This is a genomic window from Streptomyces sp. NPDC045026, from assembly GCF_056432625.1.
The window spans coordinates 36,780-63,759 of the sequence record NZ_JBWKIS010000015.1; the positions used below are offsets into that span (position 1 = coordinate 36,780).

Genomic DNA, 26,980 nt, shown 5'->3' on the forward strand with positions numbered 1-26,980 from the left:
CAGTAAGGAGAGGCCCCATGTGCCTGGCGGTACCCGGGAGAGTGACGGAAATCGAGGATCGCGACGGCACCCGCATGGCCACTGTCGACTTCGGCGGGGTGGTCAAGGAGGTGTGCCTGGAGTACCTGCCGGACCTTCAGGTGGGCGAATACGCCATCGTCCACGTGGGGTTCGCCCTGCAGAGGCTGGACGAGGAATCGGCCAAACAGACGCTGGAACTCTTCGCGAATCTCGGCATGCTCCAGGAGGAGTTCGGCGACCCGTGGGAGCTTGCGGCCGAGGCGGGCGAACCCCGGTGGGCCGACAGCGAGGACGTACCGCAGGAGGCCCAGCAGTGAAGTACCTCGACGAGTTCCAGGATCCGGACCTGGCGCGGCGCCTGCTCGACGACATCCATTCCGTGGTGACCAGGCCGTGGGCCCTCATGGAGGTCTGCGGCGGGCAGACACACACCATCATCCGACATGGGATCGACCAACTCCTGCCCGATCAGGTGGAGTTGATCCACGGGCCTGGGTGTCCCGTGTGCGTCACCCCCCTGGAGGTCATCGACAAGGCCCTGGAGATCGCCTCCCGCCCGGGAGTGATCTTCTGTTCCTTCGGCGACATGCTCCGGGTGCCCGGCACCGGCCGTGACCTCTTCCAGGTGCGCAGCGAGGGCGGCGACGTACGAGTGGTGTACTCGCCGCTGGACGCCCTGCGCATCGCCCAGCAGAACCCCGACCGCGAAGTGGTGTTCTTCGGCATCGGCTTCGAAACGACCGCGCCCCCCAACGCCATGACGGTCCATCAGGCACGCAAGCTGGGCATCAAGAACTTCAGTCTGCTGGTGTCCCACGTGCGCGTCCCGCCCGCCATCGAGGCGATCATGCAGTCTCCGAACTGCCGGGTCCAGGGATTCCTCGCCGCTGGACACGTCTGCAGCGTGATGGGCGTCGGCGAGTATCCCGAGCTCGCGGAACGCTACGAAGTCCCGATCGTGGTCACCGGCTTCGAACCGCTGGACATCCTGGAAGGCGTGCGCCGGACCGTGCTGCAACTGGAGCGGGGCGAGCACACCGTGGACAACGCCTATCCGCGCGCGGTCCGGCCCGAGGGGAACCCCGCGGCCCAAGCCATGCTGGCCGACGTCTTCGAGGGCACCGACCGGGCCTGGCGCGGCATCGGAGTCATTCCGGACAGCGGCTGGCGACTGTCCTCCCGCTATCGGGAGTACGACGCCGAGCACCGGTTCTCGGTGGGCGACATCGACACCCGTGAGCCCGCGGAGTGCCGCAGCGGCGAGGTTCTGCAAGGGCTGCTGAAGCCGAACGAGTGCCCTGCCTTCGGGACCACGTGCACACCGCGCAATCCACTCGGAGCCACGATGGTCTCGAGCGAGGGCGCGTGTGCCGCCTACTACCTGTACCGACGCCTCGACATCACCACCGCGCCGCTGGAGGCGAGTCCCGTTGCCTGAGACCACCGAACTGACAGCTCCAGACCTGACAGCTCCAGACCTGACCACATGGACCTGCCCCGCCCCGCTGCGCGACCACCCCAGGGTCGTGATGGGACACGGCGGGGGCGGGGCCCTGTCCGCCGAACTGGTGCAGCACATCTTCGCACCCGCCTTCGGCGGCGCGACGCTGTCGCAACTCGGCGACTCCGCGGCCGTCTCCCTCGGCGGCGTCCGGCTGGCGTTCTCCACCGATTCCTACGTGGTGAGGCCCCTGTTCTTCCCGGGCGGCAGCATCGGCGACCTCGCGGTCAACGGCACGGTCAACGACCTCGCGATGAGCGGCGCGCGGGCCGCCTACCTGTCCTGCGGCTTCATCCTGGAAGAGGGCGTCGAGATGTCCGTCGTCGCCCGGGTTGCCGAGACGCTCGGCGTGGCCGCGCGGAGCGCCGGGGTCGAGGTGGTGACCGGTGACACGAAGGTCGTCGAAAGCGGTCACGGAGACGGAGTCTTCATCAACACTGCCGGGATCGGTCTCATCCCGGACGGTGTGGATCTCCGCCCCCAGCGAGTCGTCCCCGGCGACGTCGTCATCGTCAGCGGTGACATCGGCGTGCATGGAGTGGCGATCATGAGCGTGCGTGAAGGCCTGGAATTCGGTGTGGAGATCGAGAGCGACACCGCGGCTCTGGGCGGCCTGGTGGACGCCATGCTGGCGGTGACGCGGGATCTCCACGTACTGCGCGATCCCACCCGGGGCGGTCTGGCCGCCTCGCTCAACGAGATCGCGGCCGCCTCCCGTGCCGGTGTCGTCATCAAGGAAGGTGACGTTCCCGTACCGCCGGCCGTGGCCAACGCATGCGCCATCCTCGGCCTCGACCCCCTCTATGTGGCCAACGAGGGCAAACTCGTGGCGTTCGTTCCGCGCGAACACGCGGACGCGGTACTCGAAGCGATGCGGGCGCACCCCCTGGGTGCGAACGCGAGAGTCATCGGTGAGGCCGTCGCCGAGCATCCGGGCATGGTGGTCGCCCGCACGGGCCTGGGCGGCACGCGCGTGGTCGACCTCCCGATCGGTGAACAACTCCCGCGGATCTGCTGACAGTCGGACCAGTCCGGACCAGTCCGGACGGGGAGCGCGACGAACGACGCGGCGGCGGCGATGCCCGAGATGAGCACCGCCGCCGCCTCATCCATCGGTCTGGGCTGTTCCCATGCACCGGGACTCCGGCTCGGGGGAGAGCGCCTTGCCCGTCGGAGGCAGTACGTGCTCGCGGTAGGCGCTGCCGTCCGAGGCGGGGACGGATTCGAGGACACCGCCGGCGACCAAGGTGTGCCGCGCCGCCATCGACCCGGCCTCGGAGCGTGGCTAGCATCACGACCATGCCATCCGACATGGATCCGTCGATCGCCAACCCGCTCGAGCAGTTGACGCTCGACCAGCTGCGGGCCCGGACCAGCATGAAGTGGACGACCTTTCCGGCTGACGTCCTGCCGCTCTGGGTGGCCGAGATGGACGTGCTCCTCGCCGAGCCGGTTGTGGCCAGGGTGTACGAGGCCATCGCAGCCGGGGACACCGGCTATCCCAGCGGCCGGGCCTACGCCCGTGCCCTTCAGTCGTTCGCCGCCGATCGCTGGGGCTGGCGGGACTTCGACGTCGAGCGGACCGCGATCGTCCCCGACGTGATGCTGGGCATCGTCGAGGCGCTGCGGCTGATCACGACTCCGGGTGATGCCGTGGTGGTGTGCCCGCCCGTCTACCCGCCGTTCTACGCCTTTGTCACGCACGCCGACAGGAAGGTGATCGAAGCACCGCTCGGACCCGACGGCCGACTCGACATGGAGACGCTCAGGGCAGCGTTCGCCTCGGCCGAGCACGTCTCGGCAGGGACCGTCCTGCTGCTGGCCAATCCTCACAACCCGACCGGAACTGTGCACACAAGAGCCGAACTCATGTCGGTTGCCGCTCTGGCCAAGTCCTTCGGAGTGCGAGTCGTGTCGGACGAGATCCACGCACCCTTGGTCCTGTCCGGTGCGGAGTTCGTCCCCTACCTGACCATCCCCGGAGCCAAGGACGCGTTCGCGCTGCACTCCGCGTCGAAGGCCTGGAATCTCGCCGGCCTGAAGGCGGCGCTGCTGGTGGCCGGACCGAACGCCGTCGACGATCTGCACCGGCTGCCGGAGGAGGTCAGCCACGGACCCAGCCACGTCGGCGTCCTCGCCCACACCGCCGCCTTCGAGGAGGGGCGGCCCTGGCTGGACGCGCTGCTGCGCGGTCTCGACACGAACCGGGCGCTACTCGCCGACCTCGTGGCCGAGCGTCTTCCCGGGCTCGCCCTGATGTGGCCGGAGGCGACGTACCTCGCCTGGCTCGACTGCCGCTCCCTCGGCCTCCCTACGACGCTGGCGCCCACTGCCGCTCCCGTGGTGAGTGACATCGCCGGCCCCGCTCAGCTGTTCCTTGACCAGGCGCGGGTCGCGTTGAGCTCAGGGCACGTGTTCGGCAGCGGGGGCGCCGGGTTCGTGCGGATCAACTTCGCCACCTCATCGACGATCCTTCGCGACGCGGTGGACCGGATGGCCGCCGCGGTGTCCGGCCTCGAAACACCCTGACAAGCCAAGAGACCGTACTGCCCGTCAGAGAATGCGCACCGTTCCGCGAGCCCGGCGTGATCCAAACGGAAAGGCCCTAGGTGCCACGGGGCCGCGCCAAGGGCCGGGGGAGCATCCGGGTGTGACCCGTCAGCGACCTCGGCGGGCGTTGAGCCGGGCGGCTTGGCGCGTCAGGTGGTCGCGCTCGGCGAGGTTGGGTGCCTTCTGGGCCGCCTCGGCGTACAGCCATGCCGCCGTCGCCAGGTCGCCGTCGCGCTCGTGGAGATACGCAGCCACCGCGGTGTGGCGGGGCAGTGACTCGTCCAGCGCCGCGAGCGCCGTCAGGCCGGCGCGCGGTCCGTCGGCCTCGCCGACGGCCACCGCGCGGTTGAGCCGGACGACCGGGCTGTCGGTCAGGCTCGCGAGCTCGTCGTACCACTCGACGATCTGCACCCAGTCGGTCTCCTCGGCGGCGGGCGCGTCGGCGTGGAGTGCGGCGATGGCGGCCTGGGCCTGGAACTCGCCGAGCCGGTCGCGGGCGAGGGCCGCCTGCAGGATCTCGACGCCCTCGGCGATCGACTCGGTGTCCCACCGGCTGCGGTCCTGCTCGGCGAGCGGCACCAGGCTGCCGTCGGGCGCGGTCCGGGCGGCTCGCCGGGCGTGGTGGAGCAGCATGAGGGCGAGCAGCCCCGCCACCTCGGGGTGGTCGATCGTGGCCGCGAGCAGCCGGGTGAGCCGGATGGCCTCGGCGGCGAGGTCGACGTCGCCGGAGTAACCCTCGTTGAAGACCAGGTAGAGGACGCGCAGCACGGTGGCGACGTCGCCGGCCTGGTCGAATCGCACGTCGTAGACGGTGCGCTTGGCCCGGCTGATGCGCTGCGCCATGGTCGCCTCGGGCACGAGGTAGGCCTGGGCGATCTGGCGTGTGGTCAGCCCACCGACGGCGCGCAGCGTGAGCGCGACCGCGGACGACGGCGTCAGCGACGGGTGGGCGCACAGGAAGTAGAGCTGGAGCGTGTCGTCCACCGCGGGTGCGGGCCCGGGCGCCCGTTCCCCGTCGACGAGGTCCTCTCGCCTGCGGCGGGCGGTGTCCGCCCGGGTCGCGTCGAGAAACCGGCGCCAGGCCACGGTGACCAGCCAGCCCTTCGCATCCCGGGGTGGGTCGGCCGGCCAGACACGGAGCGCCTCGACGAGCGCGTCCTGCACGGCGTCCTCGGCCGCCGCGAAGTCGGCTCCGCGGCGGACGAGGACGGCGAGAACGCTCGGCGTGAGGCTCCTCAGCAGGGCCTCGTCCATCCGAGTCACCTGAGAGGTCACTCCGTGATGGTGGGCTGCACGCCGTAGAACGGGCGCAGCTCCAGCCACTCGTGGATCGGCTTGCCGCCCGCACCGGGTGCGGCCGACAGCTCCCCGGCCAACTCAACGGCGCGTTCGTAGCTGTCGACGTCGATCACCATCCAGCCGGCGATGACGTCCTTGGTCTCGGCGAACGGCCCGTCGGTGACCGGCGGTCGCCCCTCGCCGTCGTAGCGGACGAACGTCCCCTCGGGGGCGAGCGCCTGGCTGTCGACGTACTCGCCCGTCTTCTCCAGCCGGGCCGCGAAGTCGTTCATGTACTGCAGGTGGGCCGAGATCTCGTCCGGCGTCCACTGGTCCATAGGCACGTCGTTGACCGCCGCCGGGGCGCCCCGGTAGTGCTTGAGCAGCAGGTACTTGGCCATCGGGTTTCTCCTCGTCACTGGTGCGACCCATTCTGGCCGCGTTCACTACGGGGACGGAGCCAGCCACGGGTTCTCGACATCGCCGCCCGATATTTTTGGGCTCTCGTAAATGAGTTTCGAACTGAGTGCTGCCGGCGGTCCGTGAGGCCCCGATGGTCCTCGCGAACGGCGACCCGGAAGCGGTCAGGGATGCGGCACCCGTCCAGCCCGTGGGGTGCGGGTCGTACTGGACGATGACGCCGCGCCTGAGGTGCGCGTCGCCTGCGGCCGGTGACGTACAGCGGGGAGCCGATCTCGCGACGTATGCGAGAGTTCGGGTCCGGCGCGCGAGGCCGGCAGGCTGTCGTACGCGCAGTAACCGCGACACCCTGCGCCGAGATCGGAGCGAAAGATGAAGGCAGTCCGTTTCAGCCGGTTCGGGGGCCCGGAAGTCCTCGAGATCGTGGATCTGCCCGATCCGCATCCGGGTTCCGGCCAGGTCAGGATTACGGTGCGCGCTGCGGGGATCAACGCGAGCGACTGGAAGAAGCGCAAGGGCCTGATGGACGAGGAGCTCCCGCAGACCTTGGGCTACGAGGCTGCGGGCGTCGTCGACGAGCTCGGCGAGGGCGTCCAGGATGTGGCCGTCGGGGATCGCGTGTTCGGATTCTCCGCCGAGGGTGCGGCCCAGGCCGAGCTGACGGTGCTGTCCCACTACGCGCCGATCCCCCCGTCGCTCGACTTCCCGGCGGCTGCCGCGCTGCCGGCCGCGATCGAGACGGCGATGCGCGCGATCGACCAGCTCGGTGTCGCGAACGGCAGCACGCTGCTCATCAACGGTGCCTCCGGAAGCGTCGGCAGCGCCGTGGCTCAGCTCGCCGTGGCGCGCGGCGCACGCGTGATCGGCACCGCCGGTCCGGCCAACCACGACTACCTTCGATCGCTGGGGGCGGAGCCCGTCGCCTACGGGGCGGGCCTCGTCGACCGGGTTCGCGCACTCGCGCCCGACGGTGCCGACCTCGCGCTCGACATCGCAGGGAGCGGCGTCCTGCCCGAACTCATCGGGCTCGCCGGCGGCCCGGAACACGTCGTGACGATCGCCGACTTCGCCGGCGCGCAGGAGTACGGGGTGAGGTTCAGCAGGGGGGATTCCGGTCGTGCCCTCCATGTGCTCGGCGAGATCGGTGAGTTGATCGAATCCGGGCGCTTCTCGCTCCCGGCCGTGCAGACCTTCCCGCTCGCCCAGATCGCTGAGGCGCACCGCGTCGGTGAGGACGGCCACGTGCGCGGGAAGCTCGTGCTGGTGGTCGACCCTCCGCATGCAGGTGCGGATGATGCATGAGGACGGGGCGGGGGGCGACTGCGGCGCTGACCGGTCTGCTCGCCCCGGGCGACAGCCTCCGTCGAGTATCGGCCCGTGACGGTGCTCTCTGAATATGGCTCTGACCGGAGTTTCGTGAATCTCCAGGTCAGCGAGGTGTGTGCGGGAACGTTTCGTCAGGGGATCTCTCGGTTGTGGGGGTCTGTTCGCTGGAAGATGTGCTGTTCCCGGAAATCGATGTGCGGTTGGAGCGAGTGGACTTCATCGCGGAGTCTCTGGTCGTGGTTGCTGTGGCATGCGGCCCGGCACCGAGATGTCCCGGCTGCCGGGCTCGTGCCCGCCGTGTGCACTCCTCGTATGAGCGCGGTCTGGCCGAGCGGCCGATGGCGGGGCGAAGGGTGCAGGTCAGGCTGCGGGTGCGGCGTTTCTTCTGTGACCGGTCCTCATGCCGGAGGAAGACGTTCGTTGAGCAGGTCAGCGGGCTGAGTGAACGCTATCGCCGCTCCAGCATCGGCTTGAAAAGGTGGCTCCACGCGGTCGCGGTCGAACTCGGCGGCCGCCCGGGAGAACGGCTGTGCCGCAAGTTGTCTCTCGACGCGGGCCGCAGCCGCCTCCTTGAACTGCTGGAATCGCCACCGGTGCCGGAGGGGTCCCCGCGAGTCCTGGGTGTAGACGAGTTCGCCTTCCGCAAGGGGCGAACTTACGGAACCCTCCTCGTCGACGTGGAAGCCGGGCAGGTCATCGACGTCCTGCCCGACCGCACCTCGGAGACCTTCGCCAACTGGCTGCGCGAACACCCGGGCGCCGAGGTCATCTGCCGTGACCGCGCCAGCGCCTACACTCGCGCCGTCAAAGAAGCCGCACCACACGTCCTCGAAGTTGCGGACCGCTGGCACCTGCTCCAGAACCTGGCCGCAGCAGTCGACAAGACCTGTCACCAGCACCGCGCCTGCCTGCGGAAACGTGCCGACGAGGACTCCGGCCGCATGCCTGCGGCGCCACCGCTGATGAACCTCCCACTGCACGAACCGCCCCGGACACAGATCATTGAACGGACCCGTCACCGGCACGCGGACATTCACCGCCTCGTGGCTGCCGGCTGGACCATCAGCGCCATCGCCCGCCGCCTCAACCTCGACCGCAAAACCGTACGGCGCTTCCGCGATACCGACCTCGACCAACTCCTCGTCTCCGCCCGCGAACGCCGCCCGGCAGGCGTACTGGAGCCGTTCAAGCCGTACCTCAACACCCGGTTCACCGAAGCCCTCGGCCAGGTCAGCGGCAGCCGCCTTTTCCTCGAAATCCGAGAACGTGGCTACCGTGGCAGCCGCCAGGTCGTCCGCAAACACCTCGCCGCCCTCCGTGCCGGCAACGCCGAACCCGTGCGGGCCGACATCCCCAGCCCCCGGAAGATCACCGGCTGGATCATGCGCCCTCGCGAGACCCTCACCGACCTGCAGGAGGAGCGACTGCTGGAAGTCAGGCTCGCCTGCCCCGACATCACCCGGGCCTGCGACCTCGCCCGAGCCTTCACTGACCTCGTCCGCAACCGCAGAGGATCCTTCCTGCTCGAATGGATCCGCCAGGCCGAGCGAGACGCCCCGAAACCGATGAGCGGTTTCGCCGGCTTCCTTCGCCAAGACCTCGACGCCGTCACCGCCGGACTCACCCTCACCTGGAGTTCAGGCGTCGTCGAAGGCCACGTGAACAGGGTCAAGACGCTCAAGAGAGCCATGTACGGCCGGGCCTCCTTCACGCTCCTCCGGACCCGGATCCTTACTCAGGGCGAGTAGTGGGCAGGTCACCGCAGTGGTTCGAGGATCCTGCGGGCTTCGCCGCTTACGGCGGTATCCGCATCCGATGTCAACGCTGAGCACAGTCCCGCGAGCCGTTCCCCGTCCTCCTGGGACTGACCGCAGACGTTGAGGATTGCAGCATCGAGGTGATCGCCAGTGTCGTCATCCGCGCTGGCGAGCGCGGCCAGGACCATGCGCAGACCAAGCACGTCCCAGCGTCCGAGTAGAGCCTCGGCCGTCTCTTGAGTGACGAAAGTGTCGCGACCATCCAGCAACAGCCGGTGCAGGACCTCGGCTACTTCGGGAACCTCCGCGACGGCTGCCAAACGCCGGCCTGAGGCCGCTCTGACAGACCACGATGCAGAAGTAGACCCCTGAAGGAATGGGGTCAGCTCGTCATCAAACTCGCAACGGGTCATAGTTCTCACTCTGGCATACACCCCTTCGCCGCGCTTTCGGCCATCACGCAATCGCGGTCAGAGCCCTGAATATCCCCGCCCTTGCTCGTAGTTCCTCAGGAGGAGGCGCTGTGAGCACACGTTCACGTGATGGCTGTATGCGTCAGGGCTGCAGGTGTTTGAGGGTGAACTCGGGCAATGCGTAAGGGCCGGCCTGGGGTGCGACCGGGTCGGCGGGGAGATCCGCCCCGGGGATGTCCGCGGCGTGGAGTTTGGCGTTGTCGACGGGGGTGTAGGCCAGATCCGTCGGGTCTGGGAGTTCCCAGAAGCGGCGGGTGTTGGCGGAGACGGCGTACGTGATGGCGAAACGGATCGAGGTCGGTGCGGCCAGTGCGGCCCGGATGTAGCCGACGGCGTCTCGTGGGCTCAGCCAGGTCGCCAGATGTCGCGGGTCGGACGGCACCTGCTCGAAGCTGCCGATACGCAGGCAGACAACGGACAGTCCGAACTTGTCGGCGTACAACCGCCCGAGGGCTTCGACAGCCGCCTTGCTCACCCCGGCCCGGACACCGAGTCGATGACGGCCATCAGCGCTATGGAGACGGCGATCAGGATCGCGCACAGCTGACGTGCACCAGGCGCTCCGTGGCCGCGGGCGGCGCTGCTCCCGTCAACGGCCGGCAGCTGCGGAGGCTGGTTCGTACTCATGGACCTCCCTCTTATTTCGTGCTCATGTGCCTCCTCTTATAAGGGGGTATACGGATCGACTCAGAGGCATATGGATGCAGCGAGGGGCAGTCGGAGTCGGCGTCGGAACATGGCCGGTCGCCGGGTGAATGAGGCGGGCGCGGCTGTCGGGCGCGTCGTGTGATGTGCCGTGGGCCCTCGCGCGCCCCGCGTGTCAGACGGTGATCGTGGTGTCGCCCTGTGCTGCGGCGAGGGCCGCGTCGGTGTCGGCGGTGGCCAGGTGGGCGTTGATATGGGCGCCGGCCAGAGCACCCGCCGCGGCGGAAGCGCCCACCTGGGCCGTCAGGTCCGTGGCGTTGCCGGCCGCCCACACGCCCGGCACCTCGGTGGCGCCGGCCAGGCCGGAGGCGAAGCGGCGGCCCATGCTGTCGGGCAGATCCTCCATCGGCAACTGCAGGCCGTCGAGGCCCTCGGCGCGGGCCTGCATCCGGGTGGCGACCGCGAGGAAGCGGCGGGCCGTGAACGTGCCGTCGGCCAGACGCACCCCGGCGATGCCGCCGTTCTCGCTCTTCACGACGTCCTGCACCGGGGTGTCGACGATGCGGATGTTGCGGGCTGCGAAGCGCGCGCGGGTGTCCTCGTCCAGCTCCGTGCCGCGGCTGAAGTAGACCAGATCCTCGGTCAGTTGGCGGAACAGCAGCGCGTGGTGGACCGAGGCGGGGCCGGTGGCGAGCACGCCGATGGGCTCGTCGCGCACCTCCCAGCCGTGGCAGTACGGGCAGTGCACCACGCTGTGCCCCCAGTGCTCGGCGAGGCCGGGCACATCGGGCAGGACGTCCCGCAAACCGGTGGCCACCAGCACGCGGCGCGCCGTCAGGGTGCGGCCGTCGGTCAGAGTGACCGCGAAACGCAGGTCACCGTCGCGACTGGGGGAGACAGGCTCGGCGGAGGCCACCTCGCCGAGGACAACCCGCCCGCCGTAGTGGCGCACCTGCTCCCGGCCCTGCGCGAGCAGCTCGGCGGGCGGGATGCCGTCCAGCACGATGAATCCGTGCATGGCTTCGGCGGGCGCGTTGCGGGGCATGCCGCTGTCGATCACGACGACCGAGCGCCGGGAACGGGCGAGCATCAGTGCTCCGTTCAGCCCCGCGGCACCGCCGCCGATCACCACGACGTCGACCGTCGTGTGGGGGAGTGTGTCGGTCGCGTACGCGGACGTCGTCACCTTCATGTCCTTGCACCCTTTCGCTCGGGCGTGACTCCGGCCCTTCCTGGGCCCTCGTAGGCGAACGTAACCCCCATTTGCATGTGGGGCATACGATGTTGCCTATGACGCAAAATGATGGCGAGTTGGACAGCCTCGTACGCAAACGGATCCGCGCTCTGCGCGTGGCACAGGGCTGGTCTCTCGAGGAGCTGGCCACCCGCGCCAAGGTCAGCCAGTCCACGCTCTCCCGCATCGAGAACGGCCAGCGCCGCCTCGCACTGGATCAGCTGGTCACCCTCGCCCGCGTCCTCGACACATCTCTGGACCAGCTGGTGGAGACCGCCTCCGACGACGTCATCACCAGCCCGGTGATCGACGCGGCCCACGGCCTGATGCGCTGGGCCGTGAAAGGCGACCCGGGCATGAGCGTCATGCGCCAGCGCATGACCGAACCGCCCCCGGACAACCCCTCACGCATGCGAGCCCACCCCGGCCGGGAATGGCTCGTCGTCCTGTCGGGCACCGCGATCCTCATGCTGGGCCACCGCCGCTTCCGCGTCGAGACCAACCAGGCCGCGGAATTCCCCACCATGCTGCCGCACGCCATCGGCGCCGACGGCGGCCCCTGCGAGATCCTCGGCATCTTCGACCGTGACGCCCGCCGCGGCCACCAGCGGGACAGCGGCAGCCAAGGCGTCGGCGGCGACTGCGAACCAGGCGGCCCCCGTCCCTGACCTCCCGCCTCGGCAGGCGTTCTGCGTGCGGAAGTTCTCGCCGAGCGCCTCACCGCCATCGCAGGCCGGGCGGGAGTCAGCATCGTGACGTCCGGGCGACGACGCATGAGACGAGGTCCGGTGACTGACCGGCAGCCCGTGCACCTCTTGGTCACCGCTGCCAGCAGGGGCTGCAGGGGAAGCGGTGCGCCGGGCTCCGCGCGGGCGGAAGGGGATGGACCTGTCGGGGAGTTCATTCCATCCGCGCCGCCGGCGTAAGGCTGTGCGGCCATGGCGGCCGGAACATCTGGCAAATGTGCAGACGGCTATGTCACCAGCGGGTTTCTGACGGTGAGGCGCTGGCCGAGCAGGTTCGCCCGGATTCAACGCCGAGATGTTGTCCTCTCAAGATGACGTGCGGCGGATACGGAGTAGCGTTAGTCACTGAGAGCCGTAACCCGGAGAAGCGCCCACATAGGCGTGTCTTCTCGTGGCGGGCAGCGTGACTGCTGCTGCGGGGTTCACGCGTGGAACCGTACGCGGCCGATACGGTCGGTGGATGGCCACGGCGTGTTTCTCATTTCCAAAGCGGTGACAGATTGACTGCGCGCTCTGTCCAACTTGTGCGTGCGGCCATCCATCTCGCGTTCGGGTACGCGAGACGATGGAAGGGAGAAAAATCTCATGCGAGCACTTCGCGTGAAGCGCCTCTTCGCGGTGACTGCCACTGGAGTTCTGCTGGCCGGTGGCGCCGCGATCGGTGCAGCGGGGACGGCCTCGGCCAACTCCGGTCACCACGACTCCGGCTACAGCGATTGCTACAACAACAATCGCGGTCACAGCTGGTGGAACAACGACGACTGCAACTACAACCGTCACCACAACAACCGGTACAACAACCGGTACGACAACAACCGGTACAACAACCGGTACGACAACAACCGGTACAACAACCATGACCGCGGCGACTATGGTCGCGGTGGCGGCGGCTACGGTGGCGGCGACCATGGTGGCGGCGGCTACGGTGGCGGCGGCCACGGCGGTGGCGGCGGCTACGGTGGCGGCGGCGGTGGCGGTGGCCACGGCGGTGGCGGCGGCGGTGGCGGCCACGGTGGCGGCGGCGGCGGGGGACGTTGACGCTCCGAGTGGTTGAGAGCACGGTGTGCGGCCCGGTCGGAGCCGGGACCGCACACCGCGTTTCTTGCACCGAAACTGTCCCGATCCGATGTGCACCCGATGAATTCACCACTGCAGTGGGGTGCACGGAAGTGACTCAGACGTGCAAGGTGGGTCGGTAGATGAGTTCTTGGATGTGGTCGTCGAGCGTCCGGTGCTCGACCAGCTCGAGGTCGAAGTCGGCCGCACCCTGGAAGATCGGTTCCAGCCCGGTCTGACCGGTGATCACAGGGAAGATCGTCACCTGGACCCGGTCGACCAGACCGGCGGCCATCAAGGCCCGGTTCATCGACAGGCTGCCGTGCGAACGCAACGGTACGTCGGACTCCTCTTTGAGGCGAGCGACGACGTCGACGGCGTCGCCGCTCACTACGTTCGCCACCGGCCAGTCGAGGGGGCCTTCCAGTGTGGTGGACACCACCGTTGCCGGCAGGCTCCTCATCCGTGTGACCCAAGGGTCACGCACATCGGACTCCTCGGTGCTCGAGGCCAGCATCCGCGCGAAAGCCCGATACGTGTTGGCCCCGAAGACCATCCGCTGCTCCTCCCGGTACAGGGAGAGGCGGTGGTCGAGGAGTTCGGGGCCTTGCTTGCCCCAGTAGCCGGTCCAGTTGCCGCCGGCGGCGCCGAAGCCGTCCAGGCTGGAAAAGACGTCGAATGTATAGGTGGCGGTCATGATGCTCTCCTCGAGTGCGGCTGATCGCGTGTTGCTTGTACAGACCGGCAACCACGGCGAGACTCATCGCCCTGGGACTCCTGTCCTCGTCGGTGGCCACAGGAAGTAATCGACTGACCCTTTCGACTGGCTATTTCGGGGCGCGCGCTGTGAATTCTAAGAGTCGCGGCTCCACGGCCCCTTCTCCTCTATTACGTGTACGTCTTCCTGCTGCAGAACCAGCTGGAGAATTTCATGAGGCTGCGATGGTGTGAGGAGATCCTGGCCCGTCCGGAAAGCGAAAGAAAGCTGGCATCGGGGGCGGCAGCATAGGCGGCCAAGGATTTTCCCGCTCCGTGCAAGGCGATCCAGTCGGGCCCATGGGTCCATTGGCCGGCGCGGAAGCGTAGACGTGGGCATGGTTCGGCCGTCCGGTCGGGGCTGGTTTCTCGTTCGGGCCTGTCCGGGCCGTGGCCGCGGGGCGGGCTTGACTTCGAGCGCACTCGAATTCGTAGCGTGCGGTCATGAGCGACAGCAGCACACCGCAGCACAAGATCGGTTCGGGTTTCGGTGCCCGGAGCACCGCCGATGATGTCCTCGCCGACATCGACCTCACCGGTCGGCTCGCCCTCGTGACGGGCGGCTACTCGGGTATCGGGCTCGAGACCACACGCGCATTGACGAAGGCCGGCGCCCGGGTTGTGGTCCCGGCCCGCCGAGCCGGCGCGGCAAAGGAGAACCTGGCCGGGATCGACGGTGTCGAGGTGGACGAACTGGACCTCGGCGACCTGGACAGCGTTCGGGTCTTCGCCGAGCGTTTTCTCGCCTCGGGGCGGCCCCTGGACATCGTCATCGACAGCGCGGGGATCATGGCCTGCCCCGAGACCCGGGTCGGGCCGGGCTGGGAGGCCCAGTTCGCCACCAACCACCTCGGCCACTTCGCCCTTGTCAACCGCCTGTGGTCGGCGATCGAGCCGGGCGGCGCCCGCGTCGTCTCGGTCTCCTCCACCGGCCACCATGCCTCTCCCGTCCATTGGGACGACATCCACTGGCGCCACGGCTACGACAAGTGGGAGGCGTACGGCCAGGCCAAGACGGCGAACGCGTTGTTCGCCCTGCAACTCGACCGCCTCGGCCAGGAGCGGGGCGTGCGGGCCTTCTCGCTGCACCCCGGTGGCATCCTCACTCCCCTTCAGCGGCATCTGCCGAAGCAGGAGATGGTCGAGCGGGGCTGGATCGACGCGGACGGCAACCTGCTCCACCCGGAGGCGTTCAAGACACCACAGCAGGGAGCGGCCACGCAGGTGTGGGCGGCGACCTCCCCCCAGCTGAACGGCATGGGCGGCGTCTACCTGGAAGACTGCGACATCGCGGAGCCCGCCCCGGCGGACGGCTCCCGGGTCGGCGTGAAGGAGTGGGCCACGGACCCGGAGCAGGCGGCCCGCCTGTGGGCACTGTCCGCCGAACTGACCGGCGTGGACGCGTTCGCCGCCTGAAAGAGGCGGCCGGTGATCTCACCGCCCTGCTGAGCGCTGACCTGTCCGCGGGACCGGGGCTCAAAGGTCCTTTCGCATGAGAACGCACATCGTTTCGTGGCGATGGATCGACCCGTCGGGCGCTTGCTCGTCCCAGGCGTCCGTAGCGCGGCCGTAGGCGACATATCCCAGGCGCTCGTACAGGGCTCGGGCCCTGGGGTTGTTCTCCTCCACAGAGAGTTCGGCCCTGTGCAGCCCGCGGTCCCGGATCCGCTGTTCGGCAGTGCGGACGAGCAGCGTTCCCAGGCCGCGGGACTGCAGCGCCGGGTGCACGGCGAGTTGCCACAGGGTTCCGGCTCCCTCGGAGACCTGGAAGTCGATGCCGCCGATCGCCACCGGCAGATCCACGGGTGTGCACACAGCCAGGTAGTCCACCTCGCCCACCGCAGCGCGCGCCAGCTCTCTCTCGACACTGCGCAGGTGGGTGCTCGAGCCGGACCAGGTGCACGTCGGCAGATCCCGCGGCAGCAGATCGCGGACGCTGACAGGCGAGATGACGGTGGCGTCTGTGAAGTCGTCTTCGTTGGTCACACCTTGGAGCATGCCGACCGCCGCGACGGCACGACAAGGCATTTCTCCCTCTTGGCCCGGGTGGTCCATCCCGGCGAGTTGGCTGGGGATGCGGCAGGTCCTGTCGGGCGCGTTCCGGATCGCCGCCCTCAACCGAGGTCTTGCCAGTTGGCCTGCGGTGGCTTCGTGCCGGCGGATTTCGGCTGAGGTCTTGCGGTAGGGCACTCAAAGAGTGAACCATCATTCAGAGTTTCCCGCCATCGTCGGTCGCCACCGGCACGGCTCGTCAGGAGAACGTGATGCACCTCAGTGCCCTGTTGGACAGCGCCGTCCGCTCGGCAGGAACGAAAGAAGCCGTCGTCTACCGCGAACAGCGTTGGACCTACGGCGAGTTCGCCGACGCGGCCCGCCGTGCCGCCACCGTGCTGCGGGAGGCCGGACTGCGACCCGGCGACCGTCTGGCGGTCATGACGTACAACACCCCCGCCTTCCTGTTCGCCGCGTTCGGTGCCTGGTACGCGGGTGCCGTACTGGTGCCGGTCAACCACAAACTGCAGACGGCCGAGGTGGAGCGCCAGCTGCTGCACTGCGGCGCTCGGCTGGCGGTCGTCGACGCGGAGATCGGCGAGCGCGCGACCGCCGCGGACGCGGACGTGCGCTGGCTGACCAGCCATCCCGACACCGCCGAGGAGGCGCTGCCGGCCGACTCCTTCGAGGCACTGGTGGCGCGCGCCGAGCCCTGGACGGCGGAGGCGGGCCCGGACAGCGACATCGCGCAGATCCTGTACACATCAGGGACGTCCGGGAGCCCAAAGGGGTGCGTGCACACCCATCGGGGCATCGCGCTGGCCGCCACGTACACGGCGGTCACCATTCCCCTTCACCGCGACGAGCGCTTCCTGATCTGCATGCCGATCTGGCACGCTTCCCCGCTCAACAACTGGGCCATGAGCACCCTTCTGCTGGGCGCCACGATCGTGCTCCAGCGCGAGTACGAGCCCCGCGGCATGCTGGAGACCATCCAACGGGAGCGCGTGACCGCCCTGTTCGCGGCGCCGATCGCGCTCATCGCCCCGGTGCAGACCGTCGAGGACTTCGCCGCGTTCGACCTGACGTCCGTACGCGCCTGGATCTACGGTGCCGGACCCCTGGACGCGGAGACCGCCCACCGCCTGATGAAGGCGTACGGCTCGGAGGCCTTCCACCAGGTGTACGGGATGAGCGAGACCGGCCCCGTGGGGGCGTCGCTCTCCCCGGCCGAGCAGGTCGAGAAGGCCGGGTCCATCGGGCGCGGTGGCATGCCCGGCGTGGACCTGAGGGTCGTACGGGCGGACGGTGCCGACGCCGAGGCCGGGCAGACCGGCGAGATCTGGCTGCGCTCGGACACTCGCATGCTCGGCTACCTCGACGACGAGGCCGCCACCGCCGAGGTGTTTGCGGGGGAGTGGTACCGCAGCGGCGACCTCGGGCGCGTCGACGAGGACGGCTTCGTCACCATCGTGGACCGGATGAAGGACGTGATCATCACCGGCGGCGAGAACGTCGCCTCGCAGGAGGTCGAAGGTGCGCTGCGCGGCCACCCGGATGTCCTCGATGTCGCCGTCGTCGGCCGCCCGCACCCGCAGTGGGGCGAGACCGTGGTGGCCATAGTGGTGCTGCGCAAGGGCGCGGAGCTGGGCCTGGCCGGGATGCGGGAGTGGCTGGGGACGCGGATGGCCCGGTACAAGATTCCCCGCGAACTCTTCCTGCGCCCGGAGCTGCCGCGTACCCCGTCAGGGAAGATCACCAAGCATGTGCTGCGGACCGAACTCTCCGGGCCGGACGGCGTGGTGGCCGGCTGACTCGAGGAGCGCTCCACCCTGCGGGCGAGGTCGGCCGGGGCCGACGTAGGCTCTGTGCATGGCCGATGCGCAGGTGCAGCATGAGCGGAGGGGTCCGGGGCGGCCGCGCGAGGAGCGTGTCACCCGGGCTGTGCTGGACGCCGTCGTCGACCTGGTGGTGGAGCGCGGGATGGGCGCGCTGACCATGGATGCTGTCGCGGCCCGTGCCGGGGTGAGCAAGCCGGCCATGTACCGGCGCTGGTCCACCAAACAAGACCTGGTCATCGCCGCCGCCGAGTCGCGGATCGGGCCACTGACCGTGCCGGACCTGGGCGACTTCCGGGCCGAGCTGCGTGCGGTCCTCGTGGCGCGCATGGAGGCGTACCGGCAGCCCGGCGTCGACCGGCTGCTGGCCGGGGTGATCGGCGCGACGGCGGAGGAGGGCGCGGTGCGCGAGGCGTTCCGTGCGTACTCGGCACGGGTGATGAGCGAGACGCGGCACGTGCTGGATCGCGGGGTCGCACGCGGCGACGTACGGCCGGACGCGGATCTGTCCGCCGCCGCCACGCTCGTGGCGTCGTCACTGGTCTTCCGGCTGATCGCCGAGCAGCGGATGCCGGACGAAAGGCTCGTCGAGTCCGTGGCCGACATGATCAGCCGGGCCGTCGCCGCGAGGCCGTGAAGCGCGGCTGATCCAGCGCCACATTCCCGGCGCGTCAGGTGAATCAGGGTCCTGACGCGCCCTTCGGCATGCCCTGAGCCCGTGCCGGTGCTCCGTATGCCACCCGTGAAAACAATCTGCTCAGACCCCTTGCACCGCCGCATCTGAATATCGATACTCGCGGTTACGTAATAAGTGTTGACCCTCGGGAGGACACCCATGCAGGACGTCGCGACGGCCCCCGTCGAGAACCCCAAGCCGGTACTGGACAAGCCCCTCATGCACTACGGGCGCCGCACACTGGACCGGCTCGCGCCGGGTGCCGAACAGTCCACGTACAAGCTGCTCGACATCGAGCCGCTCACCCCGCATCTCGGCGCCGTACTCGGCGGGGTCGACCTGACCCGGCCGTTGAGCGACGAACTCGCCGAGGAGCTGCGGCAGGCGCTGCTCGAGTGGAAGGTGATCTTCTTCCGCGGGCAGACCGGCTTCACCGCGGAGCACCAGCTCGCGCTGTCCGGCATCTGGGGGCCGCCGGAGCCCAACCCGTTCTTCGCCAAGACCGACACCGTCGGCATCTCGAGGCTCGCCAAGGACGCCAAGGCCGCCGGCAACAAGAACATCTGGCACAGCGACCATTCGTTCATGGCCAACCCGTCGCTCGGCGCGGTGCTGCGCGCCGTCGAAGTGCCCGCCTCGGGCGGCGACACCATGTGGGCCGACATGGCCGCCGCATACGACAACCTGCCCGACGACCTCAAGGAGCGCATCGAGAACCTCACCGCGGTTCACGACTGGGAGGCCAGCTGGGGCGCGCTGATGAACGACGAGCAGAAGGCCGCCTTCCGCAAGAGCTGGCCGCAGGTCGAGCACCCGGTCGTCGTCCGCCACCCCCGCAGCGGCCGCAAGACCCTCTACGTCAACGAGCCCTTCACCCGCTACATCAAGGGCCTGTCCGACGTGGAGAGCCGCGAGCTGCTCGACATCCTCGTACTGCAGGCGCGCATCCCCGAGTTCCAGATCCGCTTCCACTGGGAGCCCGACTCGATCGCCATCTGGGACAACATCGCCGTCCAGCACTACGCCGTCAACGACTACTTCCCGCAGCGCCGCGTCATGGAGCGCATCGCCATCACCGGAGCTCCGCTGTCCTGAACCGGGGCCGGCTCGGTCCGCACCGTCCGTCGTCCGCGGTGCGGGCCGCTCTTCCCGAGCCTCCTGTGACCCTCCCGAGCCACCTACCACCTACGGAGCATCCATGACCGCGGCACCGACCGTGTCTCAGCATCCCGCTGGGTCCACTGTGGCCACCGGCAGCAGCAGTGTCCGCGCCTGGACAGTGACCGCGCTGCTCGTGGTCTTCATGATGGTCAACTTCGCGGACAAGTCCGTCCTCGGCCTCGCCGCCGACGAGATCCGTGCCGATCTGCACCTGAGCGCCACCCAGTTCGGGCTCGCCAACAGCGCGTTCTTCCTGCTCTTCTCGGTGGCCGCGGTCGTCGTCGGTCTCGCCGCCGACCGGGTGTCACCGAAGGCGCTGCTTTTGATGATGGCCGTCCTGTGGTCCGTGGCGCAGGTGCCCGCGGCGATCGGCGGCGGCCTCGCCGTGCTGGTCGTCTCGCGGGTCTTCCTCGGGGCGGCGGAAGGCCCGGCGTTCCCCGTCGCCCAGCAGGCCGCGCTGGCCTGGTTCCCGAACCAACGGCGCAACCTGCCCGGCGCCCTGATCACGCTCGGAGTCACACTGGGAGTGATCGTGTCCGCGCCCGGACTGTCGTGGGTGGTCCAGCACCATGGCTGGCGGGCCGCGCTGTGGGTGCTCGCGGCGGTGGGACTGGTGTGGGCCGCGGCCTGGGCCGTCCTCGGCGCCGACGGCCGGCACCGCACCGCCTCACCCGAAGGCGCCGCCACTGCGTCGGTGGAGGCGCGGAGTGTCCCCTCGTACCGAAGGATCTTTGCCAGCCGCACCTGGATCGGCGCCACCCTCGCGTACTTCACCAGCTACTGGTCCGTGGCGCTGATGCTGGTGTGGCTGCCGTCGTACCTGCGCAACGGTCTCGGATACTCGGCCGACCAGGCCGGCACCGTCGTCGTCGCTCCCTGGACGATCGGGGCCGTCGTGCTGCTGGCCCAGGCCGGGATCACCGGCCGCCTGATGCGGCGCGGCGTCAGCAGCCGACGTGCCCGCGGCTGGGTGGGCGGCTGGCTGCTCGCGGCCGGTGCCGCCTGCTGTCTGGCCCTGCCGCTCGTCGACGGCTCGACAGCCAAGACCGTCCTCATCGCTCTCGGGTTCGGTCTCGGCGGCTCGTACGCCACGATCGCGGCCACCACGATTGCCGAAGTCGCTCCGCCGGCCAGGAGCGGAGGCGCGCTCGGCACTATGAACGCGGTGGTGACAGCGGCCGGTCTCGCCGCCCCCGCCGTCGTCGGCGCCATGGTCGACGCCCAGGGCAACAGCGGCTACCAGAGCGCCGTCCTGCTCTCCGGTGTCCTCCTGGCCGTTGGCGCAGCCGCGTCCTTCCTGCTCATCGACCCGGCCCGCGACATCGCCCGGCTGAGCCGCTGACCGATTCGACGTTTCCCAACTTGTCTTACATCTACTGGAGTTGAACCATGAGTGTTGCCCCCGCACTCGACACCGCCCCTCTCGATCGCGCCGTCGGCGATCTGCGCGCCAACGCAGCCTCCTGGTCCGCGACACCATTGGCGGAACGGGTCGGACTGCTGGAACGGATGCTCCCGCGCATCGCCGACGGCGCGCCCGCCATGGTGTCCGACGCCGCCGCTGCCAAGGGCTACGCCGCCACGTCGGCCTGGGCCGCCGAGGACTGGGTCACCGCGCCCTGGGCCCTGGCCCAGACCGTGAGCGCGTACCTGCATGTGCTGCGGCGGATGGCCGCCGGACGCGATCCGCTCGACGCCAAGGCCGTGCGCCACCGCGACGGCCGCACCGTCGTCGATGTCTTCCCCGCCACCGCGTCCGACCGCCTGCTGCTCAACGGATTCACGGCACAGGTGTGGACACGGCCCGGTACGAGCCGTGAGCAGGTCCTGGCCCGGGCGGCCGGGGAGTACCGGGGCCGGCCGGGCGACCCGGCCGTCGCGCTCGTGCTCGGCGCCGGGAACGTCCCGGCCATCACACCACTCGACATCCTGCACAAGCTGTACGCGGACGGCCAGGTCGTCATAGCCAAGATGAACCCGGTCAACGCCTACCTCCGGCCGCATTTCGAGGAGGTGTTCACCGAGTTCGTCGACCGGGGCTGGGTCCGCTTCGTCGACGGCGGCAGCGTGGAGGGCGCGTACCTCACGACACACGAGGGCGTCGACAGCATCCACGTCACGGGCAGTGACCGCACCCATGACGCCATCGTGTGGGGCACGGGCGAGGAGGCCGAGGAGCGCCGCCGCACGGACACACCGGTCAACGACAAGCCGTTCACCAGTGAGTTGGGCGGGGTCAGCCCCTGCATCGTGACGCCGGGGCCCTGGAGCGCGGCGGACTTCCGCTTCCAGGCCGAGCACATCGTCACCAGCAAGATGAACAACTCCGGCCACAACTGCGTCGCCAGCCAGATCCTGCTCGTGCCCCGCCACTGGGACGGCACCGAACTCCTGCTCGCCGAGATCCGCCGCGTGCTGCGCGAATTGCCGCCGCGCACCGACTACTACCCCGGTGCGGGTGAACGCCTCGACGCCGTCACACAGGACCATCCTGCCGTCGAGATCCACGGCGAAGACGCGTGCCGTCTCCTCGTGCCGGACATCACCGACGCCGACGACCCGTTGCTCACCGTCGAGGTGTTCGCCAGCGCCCTGGGTGTGGTGCGCCTTCCGGGCGACGACGCACCCCAATTCCTGCGCGCGGCAACAGAGTTCGCCAACGACAAGCTGCCCGGCACGCTCGGCGCCACGCTCCTCGTGCACCCCGGGACCGAACGATCCCACCGCCAGGCCGTCGGTGACGCCGTCGCCGCCCTGCGCTACGGCACGCTCGGCGTGAACTGCTGGTCGGCCTTCGGGTTCCTCCTGGGATACACGCCCTGGGGCGCGTTCCCCGGTCACACCCGTCAGGACATCGGCAGCGGCATCGGCTTCGTGCACAACGCGTTCATGCTGGAGGACGTCGAGAAGACCGTCGTGAGGGCGCCGTTCGCACCCTCGCCGCGTGGCCTGTTCACCGGTTCTCCCTCCCTGTCGCCCCGACCGCCGTACTACGTCACCAACCGCACCGGCAACACGACGATGGAGCGCCTCACGGCGTACACGACGGATCCGAAGCCGAGCCGGCTGCCCGGCATCTTCGTCTCGGCACTGCGGGGCTGATCCGCGAACCGGGCGGGGTTTCTCAGGAGTTGAGGATCCGTGCCTTCTCCGCCGCGAACTCCTCGTCCGTCAGGATCCCTTGGGCCTTGAGGTCGGCGAGCGCGGTCAGCTGGGAGACGCGGTCCGTGGCGGGCGCGGGGGCCTGGGGCGCCGCGGGGGGCGGGGCCTGGGCCGCCGCCTGCGTGGCGGCCTGGTCCACCATCGCCTGCTGCTGGGCCTGGGCATCCGTCTGCCGGCGCATGTCCCGATCGGCCATGCCTCGGTTCACGCGGTTGGAGACCGCGCTGGCGGTGCCCGAGATCACCGCGGTGCGCGCGATGGTGCCCAGCAGGCCGGGCCGTCCGAATCGTTGCGGCATGACGGTTCCTTTCGTTGCAGTGGTGACTCAGCCTGCGTCGAGCGCGGTGACGGCTTCGACGACCGCGCTCCTGGGGTTGCGCTCCAGCAGCAGGATCTCGCCGTGCGAGTCACGAACCGCGGCACCGAGCCGGGCGGCCCAGGTGTTCTCCCAGGCCACGACCACGGCCGACGACTCCGCGGGCAGCTCGTCGGCGACGGCCCGCAGGTCCTCGTCGCTGAGCAGGTCGAACTGGGCGTCGGCGACCCGCTGGAACAGCTCGGCGACCTCCGGATCGTCGAGCTCGATGATGTCGACCGAGCCGTCGCCCGACTTCCTGACAAAGGTCAGGTCGAGGATGCGTACGGTCCCGTCCTGCTGTAGGTCCCGCAACGCGGGCACGATCTCGCCGTTGAACCGGTTGCCTTCGAAGGCGACCACGGCGACGTCCACAGGACCGACGGTGTCGGCATTGAGGCCACTGGGCACGGGGGCCACCTTCCATATGAAACAAACCGGGTAAATATGAGCATAGGGGGGTGGTCGGAGGTGCGCCCATGGACGGACCTCCGGACCTCCGGACCTCCGGATCGCCCCAGCATCAGTCCTGAGCATTCGGGCCCTCGTTGAATGCCGGGATCTGAACGGAATGCCGGGATCTGAACGGTCGCCGCTGGAGGCGCGCGCCACGGTGCCTCACGATCCGGACGCGTCCCTGCTGGGCGGCCCGCCGAGGCCCTGCGGATCGGTGGCCTGCGAGATGCCGCGCAGGAGCGGATCGGGCGCGGCAGCCGATACGAGGCGGTCCAGTGCGTTGCGGCGCTCGTCGACCGGCGGCTGCCTTTCGGCCGGCGCCGCGGCTGCCACTCGGGCGAGGAGTGCCCGCAGCCAGCGTGCGACCTGCGGGTTCGAGGCTCCGTACAGAAGCGTCTCGTCAAGGGCGAGCGAGACGAAGTCCTGCCACTGGGGCGCGGGATACGACACCCGCGGCGTCCCTGTGCCGTCGAGCAGCCAGGCGTCGCTCAGCGAACGCGTGGACAGCCGCAGGAGGACGTCCTCCACCTGGTCCAATGACTGCACAGCCGTGGTCGGATCGTTGACGGCCGGTGACAGCGCCCTGACGGCGATGTCGGCGAGGAGGCGGATCCCGCTCGACGGCTCGTCATATCCGGGACAGACATCCATCGTGCAACCGATCTCCGGGCTCGGCGAGCCGCGCGGTTCGCCGAGCACCGGCAGACCGGATGCCGACCGTCTCAGGACATGGGGCGGCCTGGCTCCCACAGGCCGGCGATGCCCCCGGCCGGGCCTCTCACAAGCGACCGGACGGTACCGGTTCCGCGTCGGGAGACTCGGCGGCCAGCTCGCCCGTGGCGACGCGGCTGTTGCGGCGCCCCCACAACGCGTAGATCACCAGACCGACCGCCATCCACACGAGGAAGCGGACCCAGGTGATCAGAGGCAGGCTGCCCGCCAGGAGCAGGCACAGGAGCAGCGCCACCACGGGCACGAACGGCACCCACGGTGTACGGAACCCGCGGGGCAGGTCGGGGCGGGTGCGGCGCAGGTACATCACGCCGACGCAGACGACGACGAATGAGGTCAGCATGCCGATGTTGCCGAGTTCGGCGAGGTCCTGGATCGGCAGGACGGCCGTCATGAACGCCACCGCGAGGCCCAGTGTCCAGGTGATCCGACGCGGGCTGCGCGTGATGGGGTGGACGTGGGAGAACCATTCGGGCAGCAGGCGGTCGCGGCTCATGGCGAGGAAGACGCGGCTCTGTCCGAGCAGCATGATCATGACGACGGTGGTGAGCCCGCAGATCGCGCCGAGGCCGACGATCCGAACGGCCCAGTCCGAGCCGACGGCGGCCAGCGCGCCGGTCACGGGCGCCGCGGTGTCCAGTTGTGTGTACGGACGCATTCCGGTGATGACGAGTGACACGCCGACGTAGAGAACGGCGCAGGCGACGACGGTCGCCATCAGGGCGATGGGCAGCGTGCGTTGGGGGCGCTTGGCCTCCTCGGCGTTGCTGGCCATGATGTCGAAGCCGGAGAACGCGCCGAAGACGATGGCGCCGCCGGTGAGGATGCCCGCGAGGCCGAAGGTTGCGTTCGTGCTGATGCCCGCCCAGCCCAGCAGCGGCTGCTGCCACACGTCGCCGTCGCCGCCCGGCGGACGCGAATCCGGAATGAACGGGGTCCAGTTGGCAGGGTCGATGTGGAAGACGCCGACGCACAGGAAGAGCACGATGGCCGCGAGCTTCACCAGCGTCATGACCGTGTTGATACGTGCGGTCGTGCGGACGCCCGCGGCCAGGACAGCCGTCAGCACGAGGATGACCAGCACGGCGGGCACGTTCACCACGGCGTCCGGTCCCGCGACGGCGGAGGGCAGGTGCAGGCCGAACGTGGCGAGGAAGTCGACCACGTACTGCGACCAGCCGCTGGCCACGGCCCCCGCGCCCATCGTCATGTCGAGGATCAGGTCCCAGCCGATGAGCCACGCCGCCAGTTCGCCGAGCGAGACGTACGCGAAGGTGTACGCGCTGCCCGCGACCGGCACCGTCGACGCGAACTCCATATAGCACAGGGCCACCAGGCCCGAGGCGAGTGCACCGAGCGCGAAAGAGATCGCGATGGCCGGGCCCGCGTAATTCGCCGCGGCCGTGCCGGTGAGGACGAAGATGCCGCCACCGATCGTGACGCCGATGCCCATCATCGTGAGCTGGAGCGGCCCGAGCGAGCGGGCGAGCCGGGTCGTGGGACGTTCGGCGTCCCGCAGGGTCGCCTCGATGGATTTGGTGCGCACGCTTACTGCCCTTTCTGGGAGCGGTGGATGGCAGGCCGTCGAACGGTGCCCGCTACCCGGCCGCCTCGGTCAGGGCTGCGGGAAGGTGCTCGGCCAGGTGCGCATAGTCGGCTCGGTCGTTGTAGAGGTGCGCGGACAGCCTCAGGTAGCCGCGCCCGTGCCAGGTGGTCACGGCCGTCTCGCAGCCGATCGCGACGGAGAGGTGGTGTTGCAGGGCGTGTGCGGCCGGCTGGTCGGTTGCCGTGCCGACCGGCAGCGGTACCAGGCGCATCGCCGGGGCCTCGCTTCCGCCGACCGCGGCGGTGTCCGTGCCGAGCGCGTCGGCGAGCATCCGCTGTGCCTCGCCCGCCAGTTCGGTGATGCGGCCCCGCGCGGCCTCCCAGCCGAACCGCTTCTCCACGAATTCCAGGGAGCGCGGCGCCGCGAGCCACGGTGTGAGGTCGACCGTGCCCTGCTGGTCGAAGCGCAGCGGGAACGGGTCGGGCGCGCCCCATGAGTCGGTCAGCGGGTACAGCTCCTGCGCCCGGTCTCCGCGCGCCACCAGGGCGGCCGTACCCCGCGGTGTGCACGGCCACTTGTGCAGGTTGCCGACCCAGAAGTCGGCATCGCCCGCCTGCGCGAGAGGGTCGGCGAGCATGCCCGGCGCGTGGGCGCCGTCGACGAGGACGAGCGCGCCGGCCGCATGGGCGTGCCGGGTGATGTCGGCCACGGGGAAGAGGCGAGCCGTCGCCGAGGTGACCTGGTCGACGACGACGAGCGAGGTCGGGGCCTGCGGATCGGTGAGGGCGTCGGCGAACCGGGCGGTGATCTGCTCGGGCGTCGCGTCGAGCGGCACGTGGACGGTCCGAACGCGCGCCCCAGCACGTGCGGCGGCGCGGGCCACGCCCATGGCGACGGCGCCGTAGGCGTGGTCGGTGATCACCACCTCGCTGCCGCGCGGGAGTGCGAGCGAGGCGAGGACGGTGCTGACTCCGGCGCTCGCGTTCGGGACGAGGGCGAGGGTCTGCGCGGCGGTGCGCAGATAGCCGGCGATCTCGGTGCGGGCCTGCGCCACCCGCTCGGGGAGCTCGCGGAACCAGCGGTCCGGATTGGTCTCCATCTCGGCGCGCAGGGCGTGCAGTTCCTCGATGACAGTGCGCGGCACGGCACCGAACGAGCCGTGGTTGAGGTGGCGTACGTCCGGGTCGAGTGCCCAGTGTTCCAGGGGGTGCGAAGGCATATCAGCTCTCTGAGTCATCCGATGACTATCGCTCTCCCGGAGGACCGTAGGCGGTAAACTTCCCGCTGAACAGGGGTGGG

The 26,980-nt window shown here is 69.5% G+C and carries 27 protein-coding genes and 1 pseudogene; 14 read left to right on the top strand and 14 right to left on the bottom strand.

From position 1 onward, the window contains the following. The first annotated feature begins 17 nt into the window (after nucleotides 1-17). The 3 genes from AC07EJ_RS28050 to hypE are packed head-to-tail and all read left to right on the top strand — an operon-like array spanning nucleotide 18 to nucleotide 2,540. Entirely contained in the window at nucleotides 18-338 is a 321-nt protein-coding gene (locus AC07EJ_RS28050; protein ID WP_362907248.1) for a HypC/HybG/HupF family hydrogenase formation chaperone, read from the top strand. Beyond that, a complete protein-coding gene (gene hypD, locus AC07EJ_RS28055) occupies nucleotides 335-1,459 on the top strand; it encodes a hydrogenase formation protein HypD (RefSeq protein WP_389479407.1) in 1,125 nt (374 codons plus the stop codon). The genes AC07EJ_RS28050 and hypD overlap by 4 nt, the downstream gene beginning before the upstream one ends. Then, a complete protein-coding gene (gene hypE / locus AC07EJ_RS28060; RefSeq protein WP_393583869.1) occupies nucleotides 1,452-2,540 on the top strand; it encodes a hydrogenase expression/formation protein HypE in 1,089 nt (362 codons plus the stop codon). Before hypD ends, hypE begins: the two co-directional genes overlap by 8 nt. A 132-nt stretch (nucleotides 2,541-2,672) precedes the next feature. Here the strand turns inward: hypE and AC07EJ_RS28065 are convergent. Continuing rightward, a pseudogene (locus AC07EJ_RS28065) lies at nucleotides 2,673-2,783 on the bottom strand (winged helix-turn-helix transcriptional regulator); the annotation flags it as partial. Between the two features lie 38 nt (nucleotides 2,784-2,821). On the opposite strand from AC07EJ_RS28065, the gene AC07EJ_RS28070 reads away from it, so the two are divergent. Continuing rightward, nucleotides 2,822-4,051, top strand: coding sequence for a MalY/PatB family protein (locus AC07EJ_RS28070; protein ID WP_478885283.1), 1,230 nt, complete (start codon nucleotides 2,822-2,824; stop codon nucleotides 4,049-4,051). A gap of 129 nt (nucleotides 4,052-4,180) precedes the next feature. On the opposite strand, the gene AC07EJ_RS28075 is transcribed toward AC07EJ_RS28070, so the two are convergent. Continuing rightward, nucleotides 4,181-5,326, bottom strand: coding sequence for an RNA polymerase sigma factor (locus AC07EJ_RS28075; RefSeq protein WP_478885343.1), 1,146 nt, complete (start codon nucleotides 5,324-5,326; stop codon nucleotides 4,181-4,183). A 17-nt stretch (nucleotides 5,327-5,343) separates the two neighbouring features. Beyond that, nucleotides 5,344-5,751 carry a YciI family protein gene (locus AC07EJ_RS28080; protein WP_478885284.1) on the bottom strand — a complete coding sequence of 136 codons (408 nt, stop codon included), beginning with the start codon at nucleotides 5,749-5,751 and terminating at the stop codon, nucleotides 5,344-5,346. Nucleotides 5,752-6,142: 391 nt separating this feature from the next. Between AC07EJ_RS28080 and AC07EJ_RS28085 the strand changes: the two genes are divergently transcribed. Together AC07EJ_RS28085 and AC07EJ_RS28090 are read left to right on the top strand one after the other, a co-directional pair. Continuing rightward, nucleotides 6,143-7,072: an NADP-dependent oxidoreductase gene (locus AC07EJ_RS28085; protein ID WP_478885285.1), complete on the top strand. Its 930-nt coding sequence runs from the start codon at nucleotides 6,143-6,145 to the stop codon at nucleotides 7,070-7,072. 269 nt (nucleotides 7,073-7,341) lie between these two features. Continuing rightward, on the top strand, nucleotides 7,342-8,844 hold the full coding sequence (locus AC07EJ_RS28090; protein ID WP_478885344.1) for an ISL3 family transposase: 1,503 nt from the start codon (nucleotides 7,342-7,344) through the stop codon (nucleotides 8,842-8,844). A gap of 8 nt (nucleotides 8,845-8,852) precedes the next feature. On the opposite strand, the gene AC07EJ_RS28095 is transcribed toward AC07EJ_RS28090, so the two are convergent. From AC07EJ_RS28095 to AC07EJ_RS28110, 4 genes are all read right to left on the bottom strand, one after another. Then, the gene (locus AC07EJ_RS28095) at nucleotides 8,853-9,173 is read right to left on the bottom strand and encodes a hypothetical protein (protein WP_389479420.1); all 321 of its coding nucleotides are present in this window, start codon (nucleotides 9,171-9,173) and stop codon (nucleotides 8,853-8,855) included. 235 nt (nucleotides 9,174-9,408) lie between these two features. Beyond that, complete coding sequence (locus AC07EJ_RS28100; protein WP_478885286.1) at nucleotides 9,409-9,801, bottom strand: hypothetical protein; 393 nt, start codon at nucleotides 9,799-9,801, stop codon at nucleotides 9,409-9,411. Continuing rightward, nucleotides 9,798-9,953, bottom strand: coding sequence for a hypothetical protein (locus AC07EJ_RS28105; RefSeq protein ID WP_389479429.1), 156 nt, complete (start codon nucleotides 9,951-9,953; stop codon nucleotides 9,798-9,800). Before AC07EJ_RS28105 ends, AC07EJ_RS28100 begins: the two co-directional genes overlap by 4 nt. Nucleotides 9,954-10,146: 193 nt before the next feature. Next, nucleotides 10,147-11,163, bottom strand: a complete 1,017-nt coding sequence (locus tag AC07EJ_RS28110) for an NAD(P)/FAD-dependent oxidoreductase (protein WP_478885287.1) — start codon at nucleotides 11,161-11,163, stop codon at nucleotides 10,147-10,149. Nucleotides 11,164-11,261: 98 nt separating this feature from the next. On the opposite strand from AC07EJ_RS28110, the gene AC07EJ_RS28115 reads away from it, so the two are divergent. After that, nucleotides 11,262-11,873: a helix-turn-helix domain-containing protein gene (locus AC07EJ_RS28115; protein WP_389479435.1), complete on the top strand. Its 612-nt coding sequence runs from the start codon at nucleotides 11,262-11,264 to the stop codon at nucleotides 11,871-11,873. Between the two features lie 663 nt (nucleotides 11,874-12,536). Continuing rightward, the gene (locus AC07EJ_RS28120; protein WP_478885288.1) at nucleotides 12,537-12,989 is read left to right on the top strand and encodes a hypothetical protein; all 453 of its coding nucleotides are present in this window, start codon (nucleotides 12,537-12,539) and stop codon (nucleotides 12,987-12,989) included. A 136-nt stretch (nucleotides 12,990-13,125) separates the two neighbouring features. Here the strand turns inward: AC07EJ_RS28120 and AC07EJ_RS28125 are convergent, their stop codons facing one another. Further along, entirely contained in the window at nucleotides 13,126-13,704 is a 579-nt protein-coding gene (locus AC07EJ_RS28125) for a dihydrofolate reductase family protein (RefSeq protein ID WP_389479440.1), read from the bottom strand. A 503-nt stretch (nucleotides 13,705-14,207) separates the two neighbouring features. On the opposite strand from AC07EJ_RS28125, the gene AC07EJ_RS28130 reads away from it, so the two are divergent. Continuing rightward, on the top strand, nucleotides 14,208-15,179 hold the full coding sequence (locus AC07EJ_RS28130) for an SDR family NAD(P)-dependent oxidoreductase (protein WP_393583861.1): 972 nt from the start codon (nucleotides 14,208-14,210) through the stop codon (nucleotides 15,177-15,179). 60 nt (nucleotides 15,180-15,239) lie between these two features. Here AC07EJ_RS28130 and AC07EJ_RS28135 read toward each other — a convergent pair whose 3' ends face one another. Then, on the bottom strand, nucleotides 15,240-15,761 hold the full coding sequence (locus AC07EJ_RS28135; protein WP_389479677.1) for a GNAT family N-acetyltransferase: 522 nt from the start codon (nucleotides 15,759-15,761) through the stop codon (nucleotides 15,240-15,242). A 266-nt stretch (nucleotides 15,762-16,027) separates the two neighbouring features. Here AC07EJ_RS28135 and AC07EJ_RS28140 point away from each other — a divergent pair, with 266 nt between their 5' ends. The 5 genes from AC07EJ_RS28140 (at nucleotide 16,028) to AC07EJ_RS28160 (ending at nucleotide 22,532) form a co-directional block, all read left to right on the top strand. Next, nucleotides 16,028-17,569 (top strand): class I adenylate-forming enzyme family protein, encoded by a 1,542-nt coding sequence (locus AC07EJ_RS28140; RefSeq protein WP_478885289.1) that lies wholly within the window; start codon nucleotides 16,028-16,030, stop codon nucleotides 17,567-17,569. 58 nt (nucleotides 17,570-17,627) lie between these two features. Beyond that, nucleotides 17,628-18,230, top strand: a complete 603-nt coding sequence (locus AC07EJ_RS28145; protein ID WP_389479449.1) for a TetR/AcrR family transcriptional regulator — start codon at nucleotides 17,628-17,630, stop codon at nucleotides 18,228-18,230. A gap of 198 nt (nucleotides 18,231-18,428) precedes the next feature. After that, nucleotides 18,429-19,364: a TauD/TfdA dioxygenase family protein gene (locus AC07EJ_RS28150; protein ID WP_389479452.1), complete on the top strand. Its 936-nt coding sequence runs from the start codon at nucleotides 18,429-18,431 to the stop codon at nucleotides 19,362-19,364. A 103-nt stretch (nucleotides 19,365-19,467) separates the two neighbouring features. Next, on the top strand, nucleotides 19,468-20,772 hold the full coding sequence (locus AC07EJ_RS28155) for an MFS transporter (protein WP_478885290.1): 1,305 nt from the start codon (nucleotides 19,468-19,470) through the stop codon (nucleotides 20,770-20,772). A 47-nt stretch (nucleotides 20,773-20,819) separates the two neighbouring features. Then, nucleotides 20,820-22,532 carry an aldehyde dehydrogenase family protein gene (locus AC07EJ_RS28160; RefSeq protein WP_389479458.1) on the top strand — a complete coding sequence of 571 codons (1,713 nt, stop codon included), beginning with the start codon at nucleotides 20,820-20,822 and terminating at the stop codon, nucleotides 22,530-22,532. Between the two features lie 22 nt (nucleotides 22,533-22,554). Here the strand turns inward: AC07EJ_RS28160 and AC07EJ_RS28165 are convergent, their stop codons facing one another. From AC07EJ_RS28165 to AC07EJ_RS28185, 5 genes are all read right to left on the bottom strand, one after another. Then, nucleotides 22,555-22,890: an SHOCT domain-containing protein gene (locus AC07EJ_RS28165; RefSeq protein ID WP_389479461.1), complete on the bottom strand. Its 336-nt coding sequence runs from the start codon at nucleotides 22,888-22,890 to the stop codon at nucleotides 22,555-22,557. 27 nt (nucleotides 22,891-22,917) lie between these two features. Beyond that, nucleotides 22,918-23,358 (bottom strand): DUF6325 family protein, encoded by a 441-nt coding sequence (locus AC07EJ_RS28170; RefSeq protein WP_478885291.1) that lies wholly within the window; start codon nucleotides 23,356-23,358, stop codon nucleotides 22,918-22,920. Between the two features lie 207 nt (nucleotides 23,359-23,565). Further along, complete coding sequence (locus tag AC07EJ_RS28175) at nucleotides 23,566-24,102, bottom strand: DUF2254 family protein (protein WP_478885292.1); 537 nt, start codon at nucleotides 24,100-24,102, stop codon at nucleotides 23,566-23,568. Between the two features lie 79 nt (nucleotides 24,103-24,181). Then, on the bottom strand, nucleotides 24,182-25,681 hold the full coding sequence (locus AC07EJ_RS28180; RefSeq protein WP_389479468.1) for an APC family permease: 1,500 nt from the start codon (nucleotides 25,679-25,681) through the stop codon (nucleotides 24,182-24,184). A 52-nt stretch (nucleotides 25,682-25,733) separates the two neighbouring features. Beyond that, nucleotides 25,734-26,900, bottom strand: a complete 1,167-nt coding sequence (locus tag AC07EJ_RS28185; RefSeq protein ID WP_478885293.1) for an aminotransferase class V-fold PLP-dependent enzyme — start codon at nucleotides 26,898-26,900, stop codon at nucleotides 25,734-25,736. Between the last annotated feature and the right edge of the window lie 80 nt (nucleotides 26,901-26,980).

What these genes read in the sequence shown, in the direction of transcription:
- AC07EJ_RS28120 (WP_478885288.1), top strand. Translation starts at nt 12,537, where the DNA reads ATGCGAGCACTTCGCGTGAAGCGCCTCTTCGCGGTGACTGCCACTGGA.
- AC07EJ_RS28155 (WP_478885290.1), top strand. Translation starts at nt 19,468, where the DNA reads ATGACCGCGGCACCGACCGTGTCTCAGCATCCCGCTGGGTCCACTGTG.
- AC07EJ_RS28165 (WP_389479461.1), bottom strand. Translation starts at nt 22,890, where the DNA reads ATGCCGCAACGATTCGGACGGCCCGGCCTGCTGGGCACCATCGCGCGC.
- AC07EJ_RS28110 (WP_478885287.1), bottom strand. Translation starts at nt 11,163, where the DNA reads ATGAAGGTGACGACGTCCGCGTACGCGACCGACACACTCCCCCACACG.
- AC07EJ_RS28075 (WP_478885343.1), bottom strand. Translation starts at nt 5,326, where the DNA reads ATGGACGAGGCCCTGCTGAGGAGCCTCACGCCGAGCGTTCTCGCCGTC.
- AC07EJ_RS28085 (WP_478885285.1), top strand. Translation starts at nt 6,143, where the DNA reads ATGAAGGCAGTCCGTTTCAGCCGGTTCGGGGGCCCGGAAGTCCTCGAG.
- AC07EJ_RS28080 (WP_478885284.1), bottom strand. Translation starts at nt 5,751, where the DNA reads ATGGCCAAGTACCTGCTGCTCAAGCACTACCGGGGCGCCCCGGCGGCG.
- AC07EJ_RS28135 (WP_389479677.1), bottom strand. Translation starts at nt 15,761, where the DNA reads ATGCTCCAAGGTGTGACCAACGAAGACGACTTCACAGACGCCACCGTC.
- AC07EJ_RS28105 (WP_389479429.1), bottom strand. Translation starts at nt 9,953, where the DNA reads ATGAGTACGAACCAGCCTCCGCAGCTGCCGGCCGTTGACGGGAGCAGC.
- AC07EJ_RS28140 (WP_478885289.1), top strand. Translation starts at nt 16,028, where the DNA reads ATGCACCTCAGTGCCCTGTTGGACAGCGCCGTCCGCTCGGCAGGAACG.
- AC07EJ_RS28070 (WP_478885283.1), top strand. Translation starts at nt 2,822, where the DNA reads ATGCCATCCGACATGGATCCGTCGATCGCCAACCCGCTCGAGCAGTTG.
- AC07EJ_RS28145 (WP_389479449.1), top strand. Translation starts at nt 17,628, where the DNA reads ATGGCCGATGCGCAGGTGCAGCATGAGCGGAGGGGTCCGGGGCGGCCG.
- AC07EJ_RS28125 (WP_389479440.1), bottom strand. Translation starts at nt 13,704, where the DNA reads ATGACCGCCACCTATACATTCGACGTCTTTTCCAGCCTGGACGGCTTC.
- AC07EJ_RS28050 (WP_362907248.1), top strand. Translation starts at nt 18, where the DNA reads ATGTGCCTGGCGGTACCCGGGAGAGTGACGGAAATCGAGGATCGCGAC.
- AC07EJ_RS28130 (WP_393583861.1), top strand. Translation starts at nt 14,208, where the DNA reads ATGAGCGACAGCAGCACACCGCAGCACAAGATCGGTTCGGGTTTCGGT.
- AC07EJ_RS28160 (WP_389479458.1), top strand. Translation starts at nt 20,820, where the DNA reads ATGAGTGTTGCCCCCGCACTCGACACCGCCCCTCTCGATCGCGCCGTC.
- AC07EJ_RS28150 (WP_389479452.1), top strand. Translation starts at nt 18,429, where the DNA reads ATGCAGGACGTCGCGACGGCCCCCGTCGAGAACCCCAAGCCGGTACTG.
- AC07EJ_RS28115 (WP_389479435.1), top strand. Translation starts at nt 11,262, where the DNA reads ATGACGCAAAATGATGGCGAGTTGGACAGCCTCGTACGCAAACGGATC.
- AC07EJ_RS28185 (WP_478885293.1), bottom strand. Translation starts at nt 26,900, where the DNA reads ATGCCTTCGCACCCCCTGGAACACTGGGCACTCGACCCGGACGTACGC.